5 protein-coding genes are annotated in these 20,192 nt (G+C 43.6%); 2 read left to right on the top strand and 3 right to left on the bottom strand.

The genetic code is table 11. The annotated features are described in order from the left end of the window. Positions 1 to 154 precede the first annotated feature (154 nt). The gene (locus G7074_RS28005) at positions 155 to 250 is read left to right on the top strand and encodes a hypothetical protein (protein WP_370526547.1); all 96 of its coding nucleotides are present in this window, start codon (positions 155 to 157) and stop codon (positions 248 to 250) included. 331 nt (positions 251 to 581) lie between these two features. Next, complete coding sequence (locus G7074_RS20860) at positions 582 to 755, top strand: hypothetical protein (protein WP_158674009.1); 174 nt, start codon at positions 582 to 584, stop codon at positions 753 to 755. Positions 756 to 774: 19 nt separating this feature from the next. On the opposite strand, the gene G7074_RS20855 is transcribed toward G7074_RS20860, so the two are convergent. The 3 genes from G7074_RS20855 to G7074_RS20845 all read right to left on the bottom strand — a co-directional run bounded on the left by G7074_RS20855 (position 775) and on the right by G7074_RS20845 (position 20,087). Continuing rightward, complete coding sequence (locus G7074_RS20855) at positions 775 to 1,422, bottom strand: response regulator transcription factor (protein ID WP_039479279.1); 648 nt, start codon at positions 1,420 to 1,422, stop codon at positions 775 to 777. Positions 1,423 to 1,533: 111 nt separating this feature from the next. Further along, positions 1,534 to 2,508 (bottom strand): type IX secretion system membrane protein PorP/SprF, encoded by a 975-nt coding sequence (locus tag G7074_RS20850; protein WP_240916373.1) that lies wholly within the window; start codon positions 2,506 to 2,508, stop codon positions 1,534 to 1,536. An 11-nt stretch (positions 2,509 to 2,519) separates the two neighbouring features. After that, positions 2,520 to 20,087: a PKD-like domain-containing protein gene (locus G7074_RS20845; protein WP_166211098.1), complete on the bottom strand. Its 17,568-nt coding sequence runs from the start codon at positions 20,085 to 20,087 to the stop codon at positions 2,520 to 2,522. Positions 20,088 to 20,192 lie beyond the last annotated feature (105 nt).

The following is a 20,192-nucleotide window of genomic DNA, read 5'->3' as shown; positions in this document are numbered from 1 at the left end:
TTCCCATACTTACGTATTCTTAAAACCTGTGGTTTTAAGAATATAATAAATTTTTACTCATTGCTTCAATCAGCTGCAAAGATATATTATTAAGTATCACGTTTTTTACCTTAACAGAGAAAATCGTACAATTAATCCTACAAAAAATTATATTTTGATTTTTATCAAAAAAAATCATGGTCTAATTGTGCCTAAACGGAGTTCTGTAAATCGGATTATTTATAAATTATTGATCTGGATCAACTACTAGTGTACAACCTGAAGCTATACCGCTATCTAACTGATGGTTATTAAACCTACTTCGGAAGAAAACTACTGTACAATCTTAAAATATTTGGAAAGTTTGCGGCTAAACGCTTATGTAGAGAAAGTAAAGCCATACACCATTTTGTGTATAATAAACTTAAAATTTGTATTAAAATTGTGCTCCTCTATTCACAATAAATTACACAATATCAAGACTATCAATTGCATGCTTTGAGGTCTTAATGAGTTGACGTGGCTAAATAAAAAGATATAATCATCAAACAAAACCTTCGCTTGTTTTAAAATGTTTCTATTGCAGACAAATACATAGAATCATGAATACTCACCGGAAAGAAAATAAAGAAAAAATAAAAGGGACTTCAAAAGAAAAAGCATCTTTTGATCAAAATGGAGCTGGCTCATCGGATAAGTTTGGACAGGCAGGCTCCACTCGCAACGAATCGGGAGAAAGCGGATTGGGCACCAAAAATAAAAACAGAGAAAGATAAAAAGAGTAAAATACTCTTTTTATCTTTCGTAAATGCTCATTTTTTCGGCAAGTTCGATGATGCTCTTTATTTTTAATTTTTGGAAAAGCCTCAATTTATACGTACTTACTGTACCCATTTGAAGATTTAACTGGTTAGAGATCTCTAATACACCAATGCCTTTGGTTAAAAGCTCTGCTACTTCAAGTTCTCTGCCCGAAAGTTTAGTAAACGGATTATCGGCATCGTTACCCAATATGCTATTGAACATATTTTCTTTAACGTTTCTGCTCGAGTAACGGCTACCAGCCAGAATTGTGGTAATCGCAATCACAATTTCTGATTCTTCAGCATTTTTAGTTAAATAACCTGATGCACCCGATTTTAAATATGGAACGGCATAAATATTCTCGTTTAATGAAGAAAATACTAGAATTTTTGCATTTGGCTGAACCAATTTAAGTTGATCGATTACTTTAAGGTTGTTACCGCCTGGCAAGTTTACATCAATGATAATTAAACTTGGCGATTTCTCTGCCTCAACAAGCGCCTGCTCGAGGGTTGATGCATGAATAATTTCGACACCCGGCCAAAAGTCTGATATTAAACCTTTTAAGCCGCGACGAATGATCTCATGATCATCGGCAATAAGCACAGTGAAGCCGCTAACAGCATTTTTTGTTTTCATTGTTTTTATAATATTCTGCAAGTTAATAAAAAGTTATTTTTTTGTACGCTAATGTAAGTTATTTTTTGTCTAAAAGTGTAAATATTATTATACACAATTAAGTTATTTTGTCTAGAACACCCTTGGGGTTGCCAATCTGATGTTTTGCCTGATAAAAGAATAGGCAATAGAAACCTCATGAGTACCGCCGCTATAGCCTTGTAAAGGGCCAATAGAGAAATCGTAACCATAACCTATTCTTAATTTTTCTGAAGGAAAGATCTGTATAGCTGCAACCGCAGAGTTGCGTGGCGTAAGATCTTTCTGAAGGTAACTTTTATCATACAATTTAACTCCTGTACGGTAAGAGCCCCCAATCCAGATAAAATCTTTGATCATTAAAAAGGCGTTTACATCTAAGCTGGTTGGCCCACCTCGATCGTCTTTCAATAAAAAAGAAGGCTTGATCTGAAAATTTTCGTTAAGCGGAAACAATGCGCCTGCTGTTAAATAATAGTGTGGTTTGGGCTGTGGAATAAAAGCATAACGATCGATATCGATATAAGTGGCAATCAGGTTATCGGCCGAAAAACCAGCGTAGTATTTATCGTTGGCAAAATACACGCCTGCCCTTGCATCGGGTACAATGGTACTCTGCATGCCTACCGGTTGGTTAGGTTCCGGATTGTTGGGATTAAGCATCGAACCATCTATACCCAACTGCGCCATGCCTACACCAAAACCTAAGGCCAGGCGAGAGCTGCCATCATCGTTCAGCCTAATGCGGTAAGCATAGTTGCCGTAAATGCTCAGGTTATTCTGTGCGCCCAGTTTATCGCTTGCTATTTGCAAAGCTAAACCTACATTGCCACTATTGGCAATGGCATCAACTGCCAGCGACATGCTTCGGGGTGCACCTGTAATACCCGTCCACTGGCTACGGTAAAAGCTATGCACATTTAACACTTCTTTATAACCCGCATAAGCCGGATTAATGTATATACCATTAAACATGTATTGGCTGTACTGGGCATCTTGCTGGGCAAATACACCCTGCGAAAGCAACATGAACGAACCTGCTATTAATTTTATTAATTTCTTCATCATTCCCTTTCGTATTAATTCTTAAATGCCCTGATTAAAGTAATGTAACCTTTAAACACTTTCAGTTCGCTGCTGCCCGACTTACGTACGCGTAATAAATAGTAATAAGTACCCTCATTCAGCCCCTCACCTGTCCAGTTATTCTGGTAACCTTTGGCGCGGTAAACTTCATTACCCCAGCGATTAACAATAGTCAGTTCGTTTTCGGCAAAATTGGCCAATCCGTTGATCTCGAAAGTATCGTTGTTACCATCTCCGTTTGGCGTAAACAGGTTCGGGATAAGTAAATCATCACCCGAAATAGTTGCTGCGTCTGCAAGTACAGTATTGTTGTTCATTACCGGATCGGGCTGATCGGCTTTTACCGTTGCACTATTATTCAATATACCTGTAGCCAGTGTACGTGATTTGAAGGTTAAGGTTGCCGACTGGTTTAAATCCAGACTGCCAACCAACCATACAAAATCGCGGGTTGTGGTACTGTAAGTCGTAGTACCCACGGTTACGGTAATCTCTTTTGGCGCATCGATAAGCGTTGTTAACCTATCGGTAACAGTAACACCGGTAGCCTTATTTGCTCCTTTATTGGTTACGGTAATTTTATAGGTTACATCAGATCCGGTCCTGATTTCGCCTTTGGTCATCAGTTCTTTGGTGATTACCAGATCGGCCGATTTATCTACATCCATAATTACCTCAGGCTTAATCACTGTTCCGTTTGGAGCAGTCATTGTCGCTACGTTTTTAATGGTATTATAGCTATTTACATCTGGTGTAACTTTAGCATCGAAGGTGAGCACTGTGCTCGAATTAGGTTGCATGTTGATGGTCCATTTCAGGCTGTTGCCTGTTACCGTTCCATAACCAGAAACCGAGCCTGGTACGTAGGTTAAACCTGCCGGAAGCTCATCAGTAATGGTTACCCCGTTTAATGCCGAGCCACCAGTATTGCGCACCTGCAAGGCATAAGTTAATATTTCGTTTGCCTGTGCCTTACCATCTTTATTTCCTTTGTTATCGGCTACCGATTTACTGCCTTCTAACTTGCCTTCGGTTGGAATAGCAACTGCCGGATTTAATGGAGATGCAATATTGGCCGGATCAACCACTGTTGCAATGTTATTGATATTTAAAACGCCTGAAGGAAGGGCTGCATCAACAGTCACCTTGAAAGTTACCACTACCTGTCCGTTAGCTGGTATGCTTAGGTTGGTCCACGTTAATACATTACCTGCCAACACAGCACCTTTATCGGCACTTGCATTTACATAAGTGGTATTGGCCGGTATCTGATCAGTAATTTTAACACCGGTGCGGTTTGTAGTACCGTTATTGCGTACCACAATGCTGTAGGTTAATACTTCGTTAGGCTCGGCTTTGCCATTATTATTAGCATCAGTAACTGTTTTGGCACTGGCAATGCGCGGTAGTTCTAAAACTGTCGGACTGTCGTTATCTTCAGCCGTTCCCGAAATATCGGTAACCTTATTCCCTGCCGGAGTACTTGCCGTAAGTGTGGCAGTATTGCTAACCGAACTTACATTTTTCTCGGCCTGGGTAATGGTGTACACTACGGTTGCTACAGCAGTTTCACCAGGCGCAATACTTGCTGGTGTGAAAGTAACCGTTGAAGGGATTTTAGCATCAACCAGGTTAAAGTTGCTTAAAGTAACATTACCGGTATTTTTTGCTGTGAATGTATAAGAAACCGTATTGCCATCAGCACTTAGGGCACCTGTTTTAACCAAAGTTAAACCTGGGGCTTCTGGAATAATGTAAACTGTAGGATCATCCGGAGCTATAGTTTTAGGATTATCAGAAACTTTGGCCAGCTTGTTGCCCACACCATAATTAGCCGTTAAACTGGCCTGGTTTACAAATTTTCCGTAATCGATTTCAGGCTGGGTTAACGTATGTCGCGCCAGGATCATAGCTGTTTCTGCTGGCTCTAATTTGGCAATAACCGCAGGCGTAATACTACCCGCATCAGCACCAGGATCGGTTACTACGATATTGGTTAAGGTAATGTTACCGGTATTGGTTACCTGGATGCTGTACTCAATCACCTTGATTACACCGGCACCGCTGGCTACCAATTTGGTAAACCTTACAGATGGATCGGCAATAATTGGCGAGAAAGTAGCATCATCGGCAGCAGGTGTAGCCGGATTATCAGACACTTTGGTTAAAGTATTTCCCTGGGGATCTTTAGCCGTTGCATTTACCTGATTACTAAAACCACCTGCATTTACATCACTTTGTTTTACCGAATGTTTAGCGCTAATGCTCACCGTTTCGCCCGGTAATACGCGGGTGATATTGGCAGGTGTTAAACTTCCGGCATCGGCATTTGCATCTGTTAAAGCAATATCGGTTAATGTTACATTACCTGTATTTTTGAAAGTAATGTTATAATTAATTACGTCGCCGGCTTTGGTTGCTGTATTTGCAGCGGCCTTGGTTAAAGTATAAGCAGGCGAAGGAACTATCTTCGTTACAGTAGGATCGTTAGGCGTGGTAGTAGCCGGATCATCTGATAATTGGGTAATCGTATTGCCTTTACTATCGGTAACTTTTACAGTAGCCTGGTTGGTAAAGCTACCTGAATTGATCTCACTTTGTGTTAAGGTATGTTTAGCCACAGCATTAATACTTGCTCCCGGTGCCAACGTTGCAATGCTTGCCGGCTGTATGCTACCTACATTTGCCGCTGCATCGCTCAATACCAGATTACTCAATGTAGTGCTACCGGTATTGGTAATGGTGAAGGTATAATCGATTGATTCGCCAGCCTTTGTACCTACTGAAGTGGCAACTTTGGTAAAGGTAAACGATGGAGTACTCACTACTGGTGTTTCAGTTGGTGTATCGTTACTTCTTCCGCTACCCGAAATATCAGTTACGGAATTTCCAGCAGGTGTTTTTGCTGTTACCGAAGCCGTATTGCTTACTTTTCCGGCATCTTTATCACTCTGTGTAAGGGTATAAACTTCATTATAGGTTAAGCTTGCACCCGCCGCCAAAGTACCAGGTAAGGTTTTGGTGAGGGCTAGCTTACTATCTACCAGTACAATATCATTAATGGTTACATCGCCGGTATTGGTAACGGTGAAAGTATAGGTAATCTGGTTTCCATCGGCGCTTAAGGTACCAGTTTTAACCAGTGCTATACCACCTTTTAATAAAGGCGTAGTTACCGAAGATTGGTTATTGGCATTTTCAGGATCGTTTGTTCCGTAAGGTGCGGTTAAAGATACCTGATTAACCAGTGCCGAACCTGCATAGCCTGCTGCTACTTTCCCATTCACTATTAAACTTACTTCATCGCCAGTCAATAAATCGGCCGATAAGGTAAAGGTATTTCCAGTTGCACTGTAAACACCGCCTGTAGCTGCGTAGGTAATATTTTCAAGTCCGGCTGGAAGGTTTTCTGTTACCCCTATCGATTTGCCGCTTAAAACGGTAGCCGGACCATTGTTTTTGATTTTAATGGTATAGCTGATATTTCCGCTGGTTTCTACACCGCTAACATTAGCTGTTTTGCTGATCTGAAGATCGCTGCTCCAATCCGGAATGGTAACCACAACTTTAGCTGTAGAAGTCTTGGTCGCATCCAGTTTATCGGTAATGGTATAGGTCAGGTTGTACACTCCAGGAAGTGTTTTAGCTGCTACATTTACTTTTCCGCTGGCAACATCGATGTTGATATTCGGGTTATCAGTTGAATTTTGGGTGATTGAAACGGTTCCGGTTGTTGCGGTCGAAACTGCATTATAAAGGTCGTTCACTAAAATATCGGCGACTGCAGTACCTCCTGTAAATCCATTAACGGTACCGGCATCATCTTTTGCTAAAATTGCACCTGTACCAACGGTAATGGTTACTGTGGCTGTTTTAGTTTGACCAGGGTTCAGTTTATCTTCGATCTGGTAAACCAAAGTATAGGTTCCGGCAGGCGTGTTTGGTGCTACATTCACTTTTCCAGTGGTCACATTTAAACTTACATTAGTATTGCTGCTCGAAACCTGGGTTAATTTAACATCAGCCAAAGTTGCAGGATTACCATTATAAGTATCGTTCACCAATACATTTTCTACTGCTGTGCCACCGGTAAAGCCGTTTGCATTGCCAGCATCGTTTGTAGCAACGATTGCTGGTGCAGTAACTGTAATGGTTACTGTAGCTTGCCTTGTTTGAGTAGTATCTAATTTATCTGCAATTTCGTAAACTATCGTGTAAACGCCTGCCGGGGTATTAGGTTTAACATTAACCTCTCCGGTTGTTGTATTAAGTGTAACGTTCGGATTAGTTGTTGAAACCTGACTAAGTGTAACATCACTTAATCCAGGGGCAGCAGTTGTTCCATTATAAGTATCATTTGCTAATACGTTCGCCACTGGAGTCCCTCCTACTAAACCATTAACACTTCCCGTATCGTCTTTTGCTGTAAGCGTTCCCGAAGCTACCGTTACTTTTACTATTGCAGTAGAGGTTTTAGTCGCATCCAGTTTATCGGTAATGGTATACGTTAAGGTATAAACACCAGCGGCAGAATTCGCTGCAACACTCACTGCACCTGTTGCAGGATCGAGTGTTACTTTTCCATTGCTATCATTTGTACCATTGGTAATGGTTACATCTGCTAAAGTTGGCGCGGTTGTGGTACCGTTGTAAGTATCGTTCGAAAGTACATTCGCAATAGCTGTTCCACCAGTTACTGAGTTAGCTGTACCAGCATCATCTTTGGCTAATATCGCACCAGAAGCTACCGTTACTTTTACTGTTGCAGTAGAAGTTTTGCTTGCATCCAGTTTATCGGTGATGGTATACGTTAAGGTATAAACACCAGCTGGGGTGTTCGCTGCAATACTCACTGCGCCTGTTGCAGGATCGAGTGTTACTTTTCCGTTGCTATCATTTGTACCATTGGTGATGGTTACATCTGCCAAAGTTGGGGCAGTTGTAGTACCATTATAAGTATCGTTCGCCAAAACATTTGCTACTGCTGTTCCACCAGTTACCGAGTTTGCCGAACCAGCATCATCTTTAGCCAATATCGCACCCGAAGCTACCGTTACTTTAACCGTAGCAGTTGAGGTTTTAGTTGCATCCAGTTTATCGGTGATGGTGTAAGTTAAGGTGTAAACACCTGCCGGAGTATTCGCTGCTACGCTAACCGATCCTGTTGCAGGATCGAGTGTTACTTTTCCGTTGCTGTCGTTAGTTCCGTTGGTAATGGTTACATCTGCTAAAGTTGGTGCTGTTGTGGTACCGTTGTAAGTATCGTTCGAAAGTACGTTCGCTACTGCTGTTCCGCCAGTTACGGAGTTTGCCGAACCAGCATCATCTTTAGCCAATATCGCACCCGAAGCTACCGTTACTTTTACTGTTGCAGTAGAAGTTTTGGTCGCATCCAGTTTATCGGTGATGGTGTAAGTTAAGGTGTAAACGCCAGCTGGAGTATTCGCTGCAACACTCACTGCGCCTGTTGCAGGATCGAGTGTTACTTTTCCGTTGCTATCATTTGTACCATTGGTGATGGTTACATCTGCCAAAGTTGGGGCAGCTGTAGTACCATTATAAGTATCGTTCGCCAAAACATTTGCTACTGCTGTTCCACCAGTTACCGAGTTTGCCGAACCAGCATCATCTTTAGCCAATATCGCACCCGAAGCTACCGTTACTTTAACCGTAGCAGTTGAGGTTTTAGTTGCATCCAGTTTATCGGTAATGGTGTAAGTCAGTGTATAAACAGCAGCCGGAGTATTCGCTGCAACTTTAACTTCTCCAGTTGTTGGATCAAGTGTTACTTTTCCGTTACTGTCGTTAGTTCCGTTGGTAATGGTTACATCTGCCAAAGTTGGTGCAGTTATAGTACCATTGTAAGTATCGTTCGAAAGTACGTTCGCTACTGCCGTTCCGCCAGTTACCGAGTTTGCCGAACCAGCATCGTCTTTAGCCGTCAGCGTTCCCGAAGCTACTGTTACTTTTACTGTTGCAGTAGAAGTTTTAGTCGCATCCAGTTTATCGGTAATGGTATAAGTCAGGGTATAAACAGCAGCCGGAGTATTCGCTGCTACGCTTACCGCTCCTGTTGCAGGATCAAGTGTTACTTTTCCGTTGCTATCATTTGTACCATTGGTAATGGTTACATCTGCTAAAGTTGGTGCTGAAGTGGTGCCATTATAAGTATCGTTTGAAAGTACGTTTGTTACCGCTGTTCCACCCGTTACCGAGTTCGCTGAACCTGAATCATCTTTAGCCGTTAAAGTTCCCGAAGCTACCGTTACTTTTACTGTTGCAGTAGAAGTTTTCGAAGCGTCCAGTTTATCGGTTATTGTATAGGTTAAAGTGTAAACACCAGCCGGGGTATTCGCAGCAACGCTCACTGCGCCTGTAGCAGGATCCAGTTTTACTTTTCCATTGCTGTCATTAGTTCCGTTAGTAATGGTTACTTCTGCCAAAGTTGGAGCAGTTGCAGTACCATTATATATATCGTTTGCCAAAACATTAGCTACTGCTGTTCCACCAGTTACCGAGTTTGCTGTACCTGCATCGTCTTTTGCTGTCAGTGTTCCTGAAGCCACTGTTACTTTTACTGTTGCAGTAGAAGTTTTGCTTGCATCCAGTTTATCGGTAATGGTATAAGTTAAGGTATAAACGCCAGCTGGAGTATTCGCAGCAACTTTAACTTCACCAGTTGTTGGATCCAGTGTTACTTTTCCGTTGCTGTCATTTGTACCGTTGGTAATGGTTACATCAGCCAAAGTTGGTGCAGTTGTAGTGCCATTATAATTGTCGTTCGCTAATACGTTTGTAACAGCTGTTCCACCAGTCACAGAATTTGCAGATCCTGCATCATCTTTAGCCAATATCGCACCAGAAGCTACCGTTACTTTTACTGTTGCAGTCGAAGTTTTGCTTGCATCCAGTTTATCGGTGATGGTATAAGTTAAGGTATAAACGCCAGCCGGAGTATTTGCTGCTACGCTCACTGCACCTGTTGCAGGATCGAGTGTTACTTTTCCGTTGCTATCATTTGTACCGTTGGTGATGGTTACATCTGCTAAAGTTGGTGCAGTTGTGGTACCATTATAATTGTCATTCGCCAAAACGTTCGTTACAGCCGTTCCACCAGTTACAGAGTTTGCTGTACCTGCATCGTCTTTGGCTGTCAGCGTTCCTGAAGCCACTGTTACTTTTACTGTTGCAGTAGAAGTTTTAGTCGCATCCAGTTTATCGGTGATGGTATACGTTAAAGTATAAACACCCGCCGGAGTGTTTGCTGCAACACTCACTGCGCCTGTTGCAGGATCCAGTGTTACTTTTCCGTTGCTGTCATTTGTACCATTGGTGATGGTTACATCTGCCAAAGTTGGTGCAGTTGCAGTACCATTATATGTATCGTTTGCCAAAACATTAGCAACTGCCGTTCCGCCAGTTACCGAGTTGGCTGAACCTGCGTCGTCTTTAGCAGTCAGCGTTCCTGAAGCCACTGTTACTTTTACTGTTGCAGTAGAAGTTTTGCTTGCATCCAGTTTATCGGTGATGGTATAGGTTAAGGTATAAACGCCGGCCGGAGTGTTTGCTGCTACGCTCACTGCACCTGTTGCAGGATCCAGCGTTACTTTTCCGTTGCTATCGTTAGTGCCGTTGGTGATGGTTACATCTGCTAAAGTTGGCGCAGTTGCAGTACCATTGTAAGTATCGTTCGAAAGAACGTTCGCAACCGCTGTTCCACCAGTTACCGAGTTTACTGTACCTGCATCGTCTTTTGCTGTCAGCGTTCCTGAAGCCACTGTTACTTTTACTGTTGCAGTAGAAGTTTTAGTCGCATCCAGTTTATCGGTGATGGTGTAAGTTAAGGTATAAACAGCAGCCGGAGTATTCGCAGCAACTTTAACTTCTCCAGTTGTTGGATCAAGCGTTACTTTTCCATTGCTATCATTAGTACCATTGGTAATGGTTACATCTGTTAAAGTTGGGGCAGTTGCAGTACCATTGTAGGTATCGTTCGCTAATACATTAGCCACTGCAGTTCCGCCGGTTACCGAGTTTACTGCACCTGTATCATCTTTAGCCAATATCGCACCTGAAGCCACTGTTACTTTTACTGTTGCAGTCGAAGTTTTAGTCGCATCCAGTTTATCGGTGATGGTATACGTTAAAGTATAAACACCCGCCGGAGTGTTTGCTGCAACACTCACTGCGCCTGTTGCAGGATCGAGTGTTACTTTGCCGTTGCTATCGTTAGTACCATTGGTGATCGTTACATCTGCTAAAGTTGGCGCAGTTACAGTACCGTTGTAAGTATCGTTTGAGAGTACGTTCGCAACCGCTGTTCCACCAGTTACTGAGTTTGCTGAACCAGCATCGTCTTTAGCAAGGATTGCGCCAGAAGCTACCGTTACTTTTACTGTTGCAGTAGAAGTTTTGCTTGCATCCAGTTTATCGGTGATGGTATAAGTTAAGGTATAAACACTAGCCGGAGTGTTTGCTGCTACGCTCACTGCACCTGTTGCAGGATCCAGCGTTACTTTTCCGTTGCTATTGTTAGTGCCGTTGGTAATGGTTACATCTGCCAAAGTTGGGGCAGTTGCGGTACCATTGTAAGTATCGTTCGCCAAAACATTCGCAACCGCTGTTCCACCGGTTACTGAGTTTGCCGAACCGGCATCGTCTTTGGCCAATATTGCACCCGAAGCTACCGTTACTTTTACTGTTGCAGTAGAAGTTTTGCTCGCGTCCAGTTTATCGGTGATGGTATAAGTTAAGGTATAAACAGCAGCCGGAGTGTTCGCAGCAACTTTAACTTCTCCAGTTGCTGGATCAAGTGTTACTTTTCCGTTGCTGTCGTTAGTGCCGATAGTAATGGTTACATCAGCCAGGGTTGGAGCAGTTGCAGTACCGTTATAAGTATCGTTAGCTAACACGTTAGCTACTGCTGTTCCGCCAGTTACTGAGTTTGCCGTTCCATTGTCGTTTACTGCTATTATCGCTCCACTTACCAAATGAACTGTAACTGTTGCTTGTTTTAAATTTCCAGGATTTGCTTTGTCCTCAATCTGATAAACCAAAGTATAATCACCCACAGGTGTGCCTGGAAGTACTTTCACCTCTCCGGTTGCCGGATCGATTGAAACATTCGGATTACTGCTCGATATCTGAGTAATGGTTACATTCGTTAAGGTAGCCTGATTTCCGTTCAGCTTGTCGTTCACTAAAACATTAGCAACTGCAACACCACCACTTACCGCGTTTAAGGTTCCTTCATCATCAGCCGCATAAACACCTGTAGCAGTTACTGTCGGTGTATCGTTGGTTGCTGTTGTACCGGAAACATCAGTTACATTGCCATTCGAAGGATTTTTTCCGGTAACTGTTGCTGTATTGCTTACCGAACCCGATGTTTTCTCTGCAGCAGAGATTGTGTAGCTTGCGTTAGCAGTTGTACTGGCCCCTGGAGCTAAAGTTGTGGCAGCTAATGTAATCGGCGCGGTAACTTTACTATCGGTTATAACCAGATTATTAAGTGTAACGTTACCTGTATTTTTAACCGTAAAAGAATAGCCAATGGTATTTCCATTCAGGTTAAGGGTACCGGTTTTAACTAAAGTAATGGCTGGCGATAGCGTAATACTAACATCTGCTGTAGCTGTTTTCGCCGTTGGCAACTCTGTGGTTTGAACACTTGCTGTATTGGTAATTTTTCCAGAATTATTAACTGGTTTACCATTGTTATCCAAATCAGCCTGAACTATATTATAAGATCCGCTATAAGTCCAGCTCTCCCCTTTTTCTAAAATATTATCAGCATTTCCTGTTTTAACCGGATTGCTTAAAGTTCCACCCAATAACGGGTCGCTAACAACCACATTGGTTTGACTTGCGTTTCCGGTATTGGCTACTGTTACTGTATAGTGAATTGTATTTCCAGCTTGATTAACAGTAGCTACATCCGCTACTTTTGCGATCGAAATTGATGAACAAACCGGAATATTTACGGTAATAGTAAAAGGGTTTCCAACGCATGCTCCGGCTACCGTAGCTTTCGGCGTTACGGTATAGGTTATGGTTTGAGCTGCATTGCTGGTATTAATTAGAGTTTGATTGATCGTATTTCCCGTTCCACTTGCAGCTCCACTTACATTGCTGTTTGAATTGACAGTCCAGGTAAATGATGCAGGCACAGCATTTCCACCATTGGCTGTATTATCAATATTTGCAGTTTGAAGATTATAGCTGAAACTACCAGTACAATCAACTGTTTTAGTATCATTAAATCCTTTTGGTGTTTGATAGATCGTTACAGTAATCTGTGCACGGCTTGCACTCTCGCAGCTGTTTGCTGTCTGACTTGCATAGTAAGTACCGTTCGTTAGAGCAGTGGTTGAAACTAAAGCAGTTCCCCCTGTAGCTTGTGAATACCATTTTATATTGGTTCCGGTTGTAGTTACTAAGCTGGCTACAGTGGCATTGGCAATCTCACAGAAAGTTTGGTTGCTCGCTGTGGGTGCAGGCGTTGCAGTAATTGTTACCGTAATCTGTGCGCGGCTTGCACTCTCGCAGCTGTTTGCTGTCTGACTTGCATAATAAGTACCGTTCGTTAGAGCAGTGGTTGAAGCTAAAGCAGTTCCCCCAGTAGCTTGTGAATACCATTTTATATTGGTTCCGGTTGTAGTTACTAAGCTGGCTACAGTGGCATTGGCAATCTCACAGAAAGCTTGGTTGCTCGCTGTTGGCGCTGGCGTTGCAGTAATTGTTACCGTAATCTGTGCGCGGCTTGCACTCTCGCAGCTGTTTGCTGTCTGACTTGCATAATAAGTTCCATTCGTTAGAGCAGTGGTTGAAGCCAAAGCGGTTCCGCCAGTAGCTTGTGTATACCATTTTATATTGGTTCCGGCTGTAGTTACTAAGCTGGCTACAGTGGCATTGGCAATCTCACAGAAAGTTTGGTTGCTCGCTGTGGGTGCAGGCGTTGCAGTAATTGTTACCGTAATCTGTGCGCGGCTTGCACTCTCGCAGCTGTTTGCTGTCTGACTTGCATAATAAGTACCGTTCGTTAGAGCAGTGGTTGAAGCTAAAGCAGTTCCCCCAGTAGCTTGTGAATACCATTTTATATTGGTTCCGGTTGTAGTTACTAAGCTGGCTACAGTGGCATTGGCAATTTCACAGAAAGCTTGGTTGCTCGCTGTTGGCGCTGGCGTTGCAGTAATTGTTACCGTAATCTGTGCGCGGCTTGCACTCTCGCAGCTGTTTGCTGTCTGACTTGCATAATAAGTTCCATTCGTTAGAGCAGTGGTTGAAGCCAAAGCGGTTCCGCCAGTAGCTTGTGTATACCATTTTATATTGGTTCCGGCTGTAGTTACTAAGCTGGCTACAGTGGCATTGGCAATCTCACAGAAAGTTTGGTTGCTCGCTGTTGGCGCTGGCGTTGCAGTAATCGTTACCGTAATCTGTGCGCGGCTTGCACTCTCGCAGCTGTTTGCTGTCTGACTTGCATAATAAGTTCCATTCGTTAGAGCAGTGGTTGAAGCCAAAGCGATTCCGCCAGTAGCTTGTGTATACCATTTTATATTGGTTCCGGCTGTAGTTACTAAGCTGGCTACAGTGGCATTGGCAATCTCACAGAAAGTTTGGTTGCTCGCTGTTGGCGCTGGCGTTGCAGTAATTGTTACCGTAATCTGTGCTCGGCTTGCACTCTCGCAGCTGTTTGCTGTCTGACTTGCATAATAAGTTCCATTCGTTAGAGCAGTGGTTGAAGCCAAAGCGGTTCCGCCAGTAGCTTGTGTATACCATTTTATATTGGTTCCGGCTGTAGTTACTAAGCTGGCTACAGTGGCATTGGCAATCTCACAGAAAGTTTGGTTGCTCGCTGTTGGCGCTGGCGTTGCAGTAATCGTTACCGTAATCTGTGCGCGGCTTGCACTCTCGCAGCTGTTTGCTGTCTGACTTGCATAATAAGTTCCATTCGTTAGAGCAGTGGTTGAAGCCAAAGCGGTTCCGCCAGTAGCTTGTGTATACCATTTTATATTGGTTCCGGCTGTAGTTACTAAGCTGGCTACAGTGGCATTGGCAATCTCACAGAAAGTTTGGTTGCTCGCTGTTGGCGCTGGCGTTGCAGTAATTGTTACCGTAATCTGTGCGCGGCTTGCACTCTCGCAGCTGTTTGCTGTCTGACTTGCATAATAAGTTCCATTCGTTAGAGCAGTGGTTGAAGCCAAAGCGGTTCCGCCAGTAGCTTGTGTATACCATTTTATATTGGTTCCGGCTGTAGTTACTAAGCTGGCTACAGTGGCATTGGCAATCTCACAGAAAGTTTGGTTGCTGGCTGTTGGCGCTGGCGTTGCAGTAATTGTTACCGTAATCTGTGCTCGGCTTGCACTCTCGCAGCTGTTTGCTGTCTGACTTGCATAATAAGTACCGTTCGTTAGAGCAGTGGTTGAAGCTAAAGCGGTTCCGCCAGTAGCTTGTGTATACCATTTTATATTGGTTCCGGCTGTAGTTACTAAGCTGGCTACTGTTGCATTGGAGATTTCACAAAAAGTTTGGGTGCTGGCTGTGGGTGCTGGGGTTGCTGTAATTGTTACCGTAATCTGTGCGCGGCTTGCACTCTCGCAGCTGTTTGCTGTCTGACTTGCATAGTAAGTTCCGTTTGTTAAAGCAGTGGTTGAAGCTAAAGCAGTTCCCCCAGTAGCTTGTGAATACCATTTTATATTGGTTCCGGTTGTAGTTACTAGGCTGGCTACAGTGGCATTGGCAATCTCACAGAAAGTTTGGTTGCTGGCTGTTGGTGCAGGCGTTGAAGTAATCGTTACCGTAATCTGTGCACGGCTTGCACTCTCGCAGCTGTTTGCTGTCTGACTTGCATAGTAAGTTCCATTCGTTAGAGCAGTGGTTGAAGACAATGCGGTTCCGCCAGTAGCTTGTGTATACCATTTTATATTGGTTCCGGTTGTAGTTACTAAGCTGGCTACAGTGGCATTGGCAATCTCACAGAAAGTTTGGTTGCTCGCTGTGGGTGCAGGCGTTGCAGTAATTGTTACCGTAATCTGTGCTCGGCTTGCACTCTCGCAGCTGTTTGCTGTCTGACTTGCATAATAAGTACCGTTCGTTAGAGCAGTGGTTGAAGCCAAAGGGGTTCCGCCAGTAGCTTGTGTATACCATTTTATATTGGTTCCGGCTGTAGTTACTAAGCTGGCTACTGTTGCATTGGAGATTTCACAGAAAGTTTGGTTGCTCGCTGTGGGTGCAGGCGTTGCAGTAATTGTTACCGTAATCTGTGCGCGGCTTGCACTCTCGCAGCTGTTTGCTGTCTGACTTGCATAATAAGTTCCATTCGTTAGAGCAGTGGTTGAAGCCAAAGCGGTTCCGCCAGTAGCTTGTGTATACCATTTTATATTGGTTCCGGCTGTAGTTACTAAGCTGGCTACAGTGGCATTGGAGATTTCACAAAAAGTTTGGTTGCTGGCTGTTGGTGCAGGCGTTGCAGTAATCGTTACCGTAATCTGTGCGCGGCTTGCACTCTCGCAGCTGTTTGCTGTCTGACTTGCATAATAAGTTCCATTCGTTAGAGCAGTGGTTGAAGCTAAAGCAGTTCCGCCAGTAGCTTGTGTATACCATTTTATATTGGTTCCGGTTGTAGTTACTAAGCTAGCTACAGTGGCATTGGCAATCTCACAGAAAGTTTGGTTGCTCGCTGTGGGTGCAGGTGTTGCAGTAATTGTTACCGTAATCTGTGCGCGGCTTGCACTCTCGCAGCTGTTTGCTGTCTGACTTGCATAATAAGTACCGTTCGTTAGAGCAGTGGTTGAAGCTAAAGCGGTTCCGCCAGTAGCTTGTGTATACCATTTTATATTGGTTCCGGCTGTAGTTACTAAGCTGGCTACTGTTGCATTGGCAATCTCACAGAAAGTTTGGTTGCTCGCTGTGGGTGCAGGCGTTGCAGTAATTGTTACCGTAATCTGTGCGCGGCTTGCACTCTCGCAGCTGTTTGCTGTCTGACTTGCATAATAAGTTCCATTCGTTAGAGCAGTGGTTGAAGCCAAAGCGGTTCCGCCAGTAGCTTGTGTATACCATTTTATATTGGTTCCGGTTGTAGTTACTAAGCTGGCTACAGTGGCATTGGCAATTTCACAGAAAGTTTGGTTGCTCGCTGTTGGTGCTGGTGTTGCAGTTCTAACTAAAACATCAAAAGTAAATGTTGCACCGGTACAACCATTATAGTTTGGCGTAACGGTATACCTAACTGTTGCATCGGCACCAGAGGTATTTGATAAAATCTGAGAAATAGGTACCGAAACAGCTGAAGCCTGATTAGAAAATCCGGTAGCGGTTCCGTTAAATAAAGCTGCTGTCCAGGTGTAAGTTGTACCACTAACATTACTCGTCGGTGTTACACTAAATGCTGAACCCGAGCAGGCAGTGGTTCCTGTAGCGCTCGCTGTTATTGTTGGCACTACATAAACCGTAATGGTAAAAGCATTGCCCGCACATCCCGAATAAGTTGGTGTAACCGCATAGGTAGCAGTTTCGAGTGTAGTACCCGAATTACTCAGGGTTTGATTTACAGCCAACTGACTTGTACCAGCAGTTCCTCCGCTAATATTGGCCGAAGAAGTTATCGGAGCCGACCAGGTATAAGTTGTTCCGTTTGGTACATCAACCGGGCTAAAATTAAAGCTGCCCGTTTTGCAGATATAGTAAGCTTGGTTAGCAATTACCGGGCGTGGGTTTACCGTTACAGTTGCTGTTCCCGAAATGGCGTTGGTACAACCATTGCCCGAAACAATTGCACGATAAGTAGTCGTAACCGCAATGTTGGTATAGTTTAAAGTCGCAGTAGTATTGGCAATAGTTGTCCAGTTGATATTATCTGTTGATGATTCCCAACGTACCACAGTTGCCGGTGCACCTGTTAAAGTTAATGTTCCATTCGATCCTGAACATACGGTTGCAGCCCCCGAAATAGTACCGGTAGAGTTAATGGTTACCGTATGTGTTGCGGTTTTATTTCCGCAAGGACTGGCCGCCACAGCAGTAATGGTTGCAGTTCCATTATAATTAGCCGACCAGGTTACCTCGCCTGTTGAAGCATTAATAACACCTGAGTTAGCCGGACTAATGCTGTAAGTAATTCCAGTAGTATTATTTGCAGTGGCCGGATAACTTTGCACAGCAGCTCCCTGGCAACGTGTAGAAGTAGCACCTGCAGCAAATACTGGCGTTGTTACCGCCGGGCGCACCGTTATCGATCCATTAGCCGTAGTAATAGTGGTAGATGGTAAAGCATAAGTTGCCGTTATGGTGTAATTGTAGGTTCCTGCTGTTGATACCGTACCGCTATTAATTGTTAAAATGGTATTCCCGCCCGATGTAGTAGTACCATAAGTTAAACCCGAAGCACCTAAGCCAGTAACCAGTACAACAGGTGTTCCGGTAATTAAATAAGTAATGGCCGTGGTGGTACCACCAACACAAATCGATTGTGCATCTGTTCCTGCTCCCGATGTTAATACAATATCAACCGGGGTTACACTCGCCGAAGCTGTATTATTGGATGGTACCGGATCGTTTTGCGGACCGGTTACTGTAGCCGTATTCGTATAGCTACCCGAACTTTTTACAGTGGCCTTTATGGTTAATGTAACCGTTTGGCCGGAGGCCATACTTCCAATCGACCATAAACCGGTTGTTGGATCGTAGCTTGTTCCGGCTGTTGTTGTATTCGAAACATAAGTATAACCTGAAGGAAGGATATCTGTTGCTGAAACACCAATTGCATTACCGGTACCCGAAACTACTCCCGATGCTACATCCGAGTTTTTTACGGTAATGGTAAAATTAACTGTCGCACCTTTTGCAGGTGATGCATTGTCAACCGTTTTATTCAGTACCAAATCAATATTACATAAAGCAATGGTTACCGGTAGGGATTGCGAACTCACCCCACAATCCAGCATCGAAGTAATGGTATACGAACCCGATACCGCAGCACGATAGGTTGATGAATTGGCTCCTGCTATGGCAACGCCGTTAAAATACCATTGATATGGAGCCGTACTATTTGGATCGGCACTCAATAAGGCCGAAGCACAGTCAGACTGTACATAAGTTGGTTTACCAGCTTTCTCCGGAAACGGAGAAAGAAAGTTTGACATCGAAAAACCGCCTCCCGATTGTACCATAGCAACAGTAAGTCTGCTGTTACTGGTGATAAAAAACGAACTGGGGTTACCTATATTTGTGTTATCAAAATCAACCGCATACGCCCCGGTACTTCCCAGCTGCCTACGCGTACCAACACCCGAAATGGTTTCAATATCCGTATTCGTAAAAGCTGGAGAACCACCAGTGGTGGTTAAGTAAATTTTATCAGTTGGACTTTTGGTAACCAGATAAGCAAAATAAGGCAAATCGGTTAAATTATTGGCTCTGAACTTAGCCGTTTCTGCTTTTAACGAGCCCCCGCACGAATTTAAAGGCGCAAGGGTAGCAATATCTACTTCGCATTGATTTGCAGTTCCAGAATAAGCCACCACATTTTTTGTAGCCACAATCCTCGATCCCGAAAATGGATCCCCTACTTGCACGTTACCCGTTCCTGTTCCTGTTTCTACACCATTGGGAAAAGTAATAAAACTGCCCTGGGCAATCAGATTATAAGTATTGGTAGATTGAAGCACACCGTTGTGATCAAAATTCATTACGGTTACGTTTGTATTGGCTTCGGTTGCAATTACAGTTGTTTGTTCGGCCGTTTTATTTCCCTTTCCCCTAATTACCACATACTCATTACCCAGCGAGCTAACCGGCGGAACAGGGTTGTAGGCCCCGTCGCCACAAGCCTCTGGCGCATCTACATTAATACCCGTATTCATTACCGCCGGACCAGATGTTTCTACCAAACTACCCATGGCAGCCTGCAAAATATAACTCTGACCTGCGTTTAAGGTGGTAATTGCAGTACCATTTAGTTTAACAGTGGTATTATTCTCGATAGCTAAAACGCTGTAAACCGGTCTGATGGTCGAAACCGAAGCAGCCACACCATTCAAATCCCCATCGCGGTAGTAACCTACCCTAAAAGTATTACCAATAGCCGCATCGCCAAAGCTAAACAGCGATGCATTTCCTTTAATATACTGATCATTTGTTGAGCTATATGATCCTGACGGAATATCATCAGAAGCAATGTTTCTAACATTTACAGCAATCGGATTATTACCGGTTACAATAATCCCTGCGCTATTTAAAATAGTATTAAGGCTGTTTTTAGCCAATCCAACCGGATCGCCCGAAAACCTGTAAACTGCGGGGGCTCCAGGTGTGGGCGTTAATGTTGTAATTAAAGTACCATCACTCTTCTTCACAGTTGCCGAAGTACCAGCAACGTTTGTAGATACAATGATTTCGTTTGCACTACTCCAATACTGCCACGGCGCCGGGGCAATATAATGCGTTTTATAGGTTTGTGCAGTAACTGAAGAGGCAGAAAACATCAAAAACAACGACAAAATCATTAGTTTAAGATAATTTTCTTTAAGGTAACCTGAGAAGAGGAGCTGTATCAATTTATTCATTTTCCACCTGGAAATAATAGGGTAATTATTACTTAATAATTTCTCATCCGATGAGCACAACATCTTTTTAAAAGGCAGTTTCTGAAGAATAAATCCTTTGCGTTA

Origin of the sequence: Pedobacter sp. HDW13 (assembly GCF_011303555.1) — a bacterium.
Taxonomy (GTDB): Bacteria; Bacteroidota; Bacteroidia; order Sphingobacteriales; family Sphingobacteriaceae; genus Pedobacter.
The sequence above is the reverse complement of the archived record's forward strand: the minus strand, read 5'-3'. Positions and strand labels throughout refer to the sequence as shown.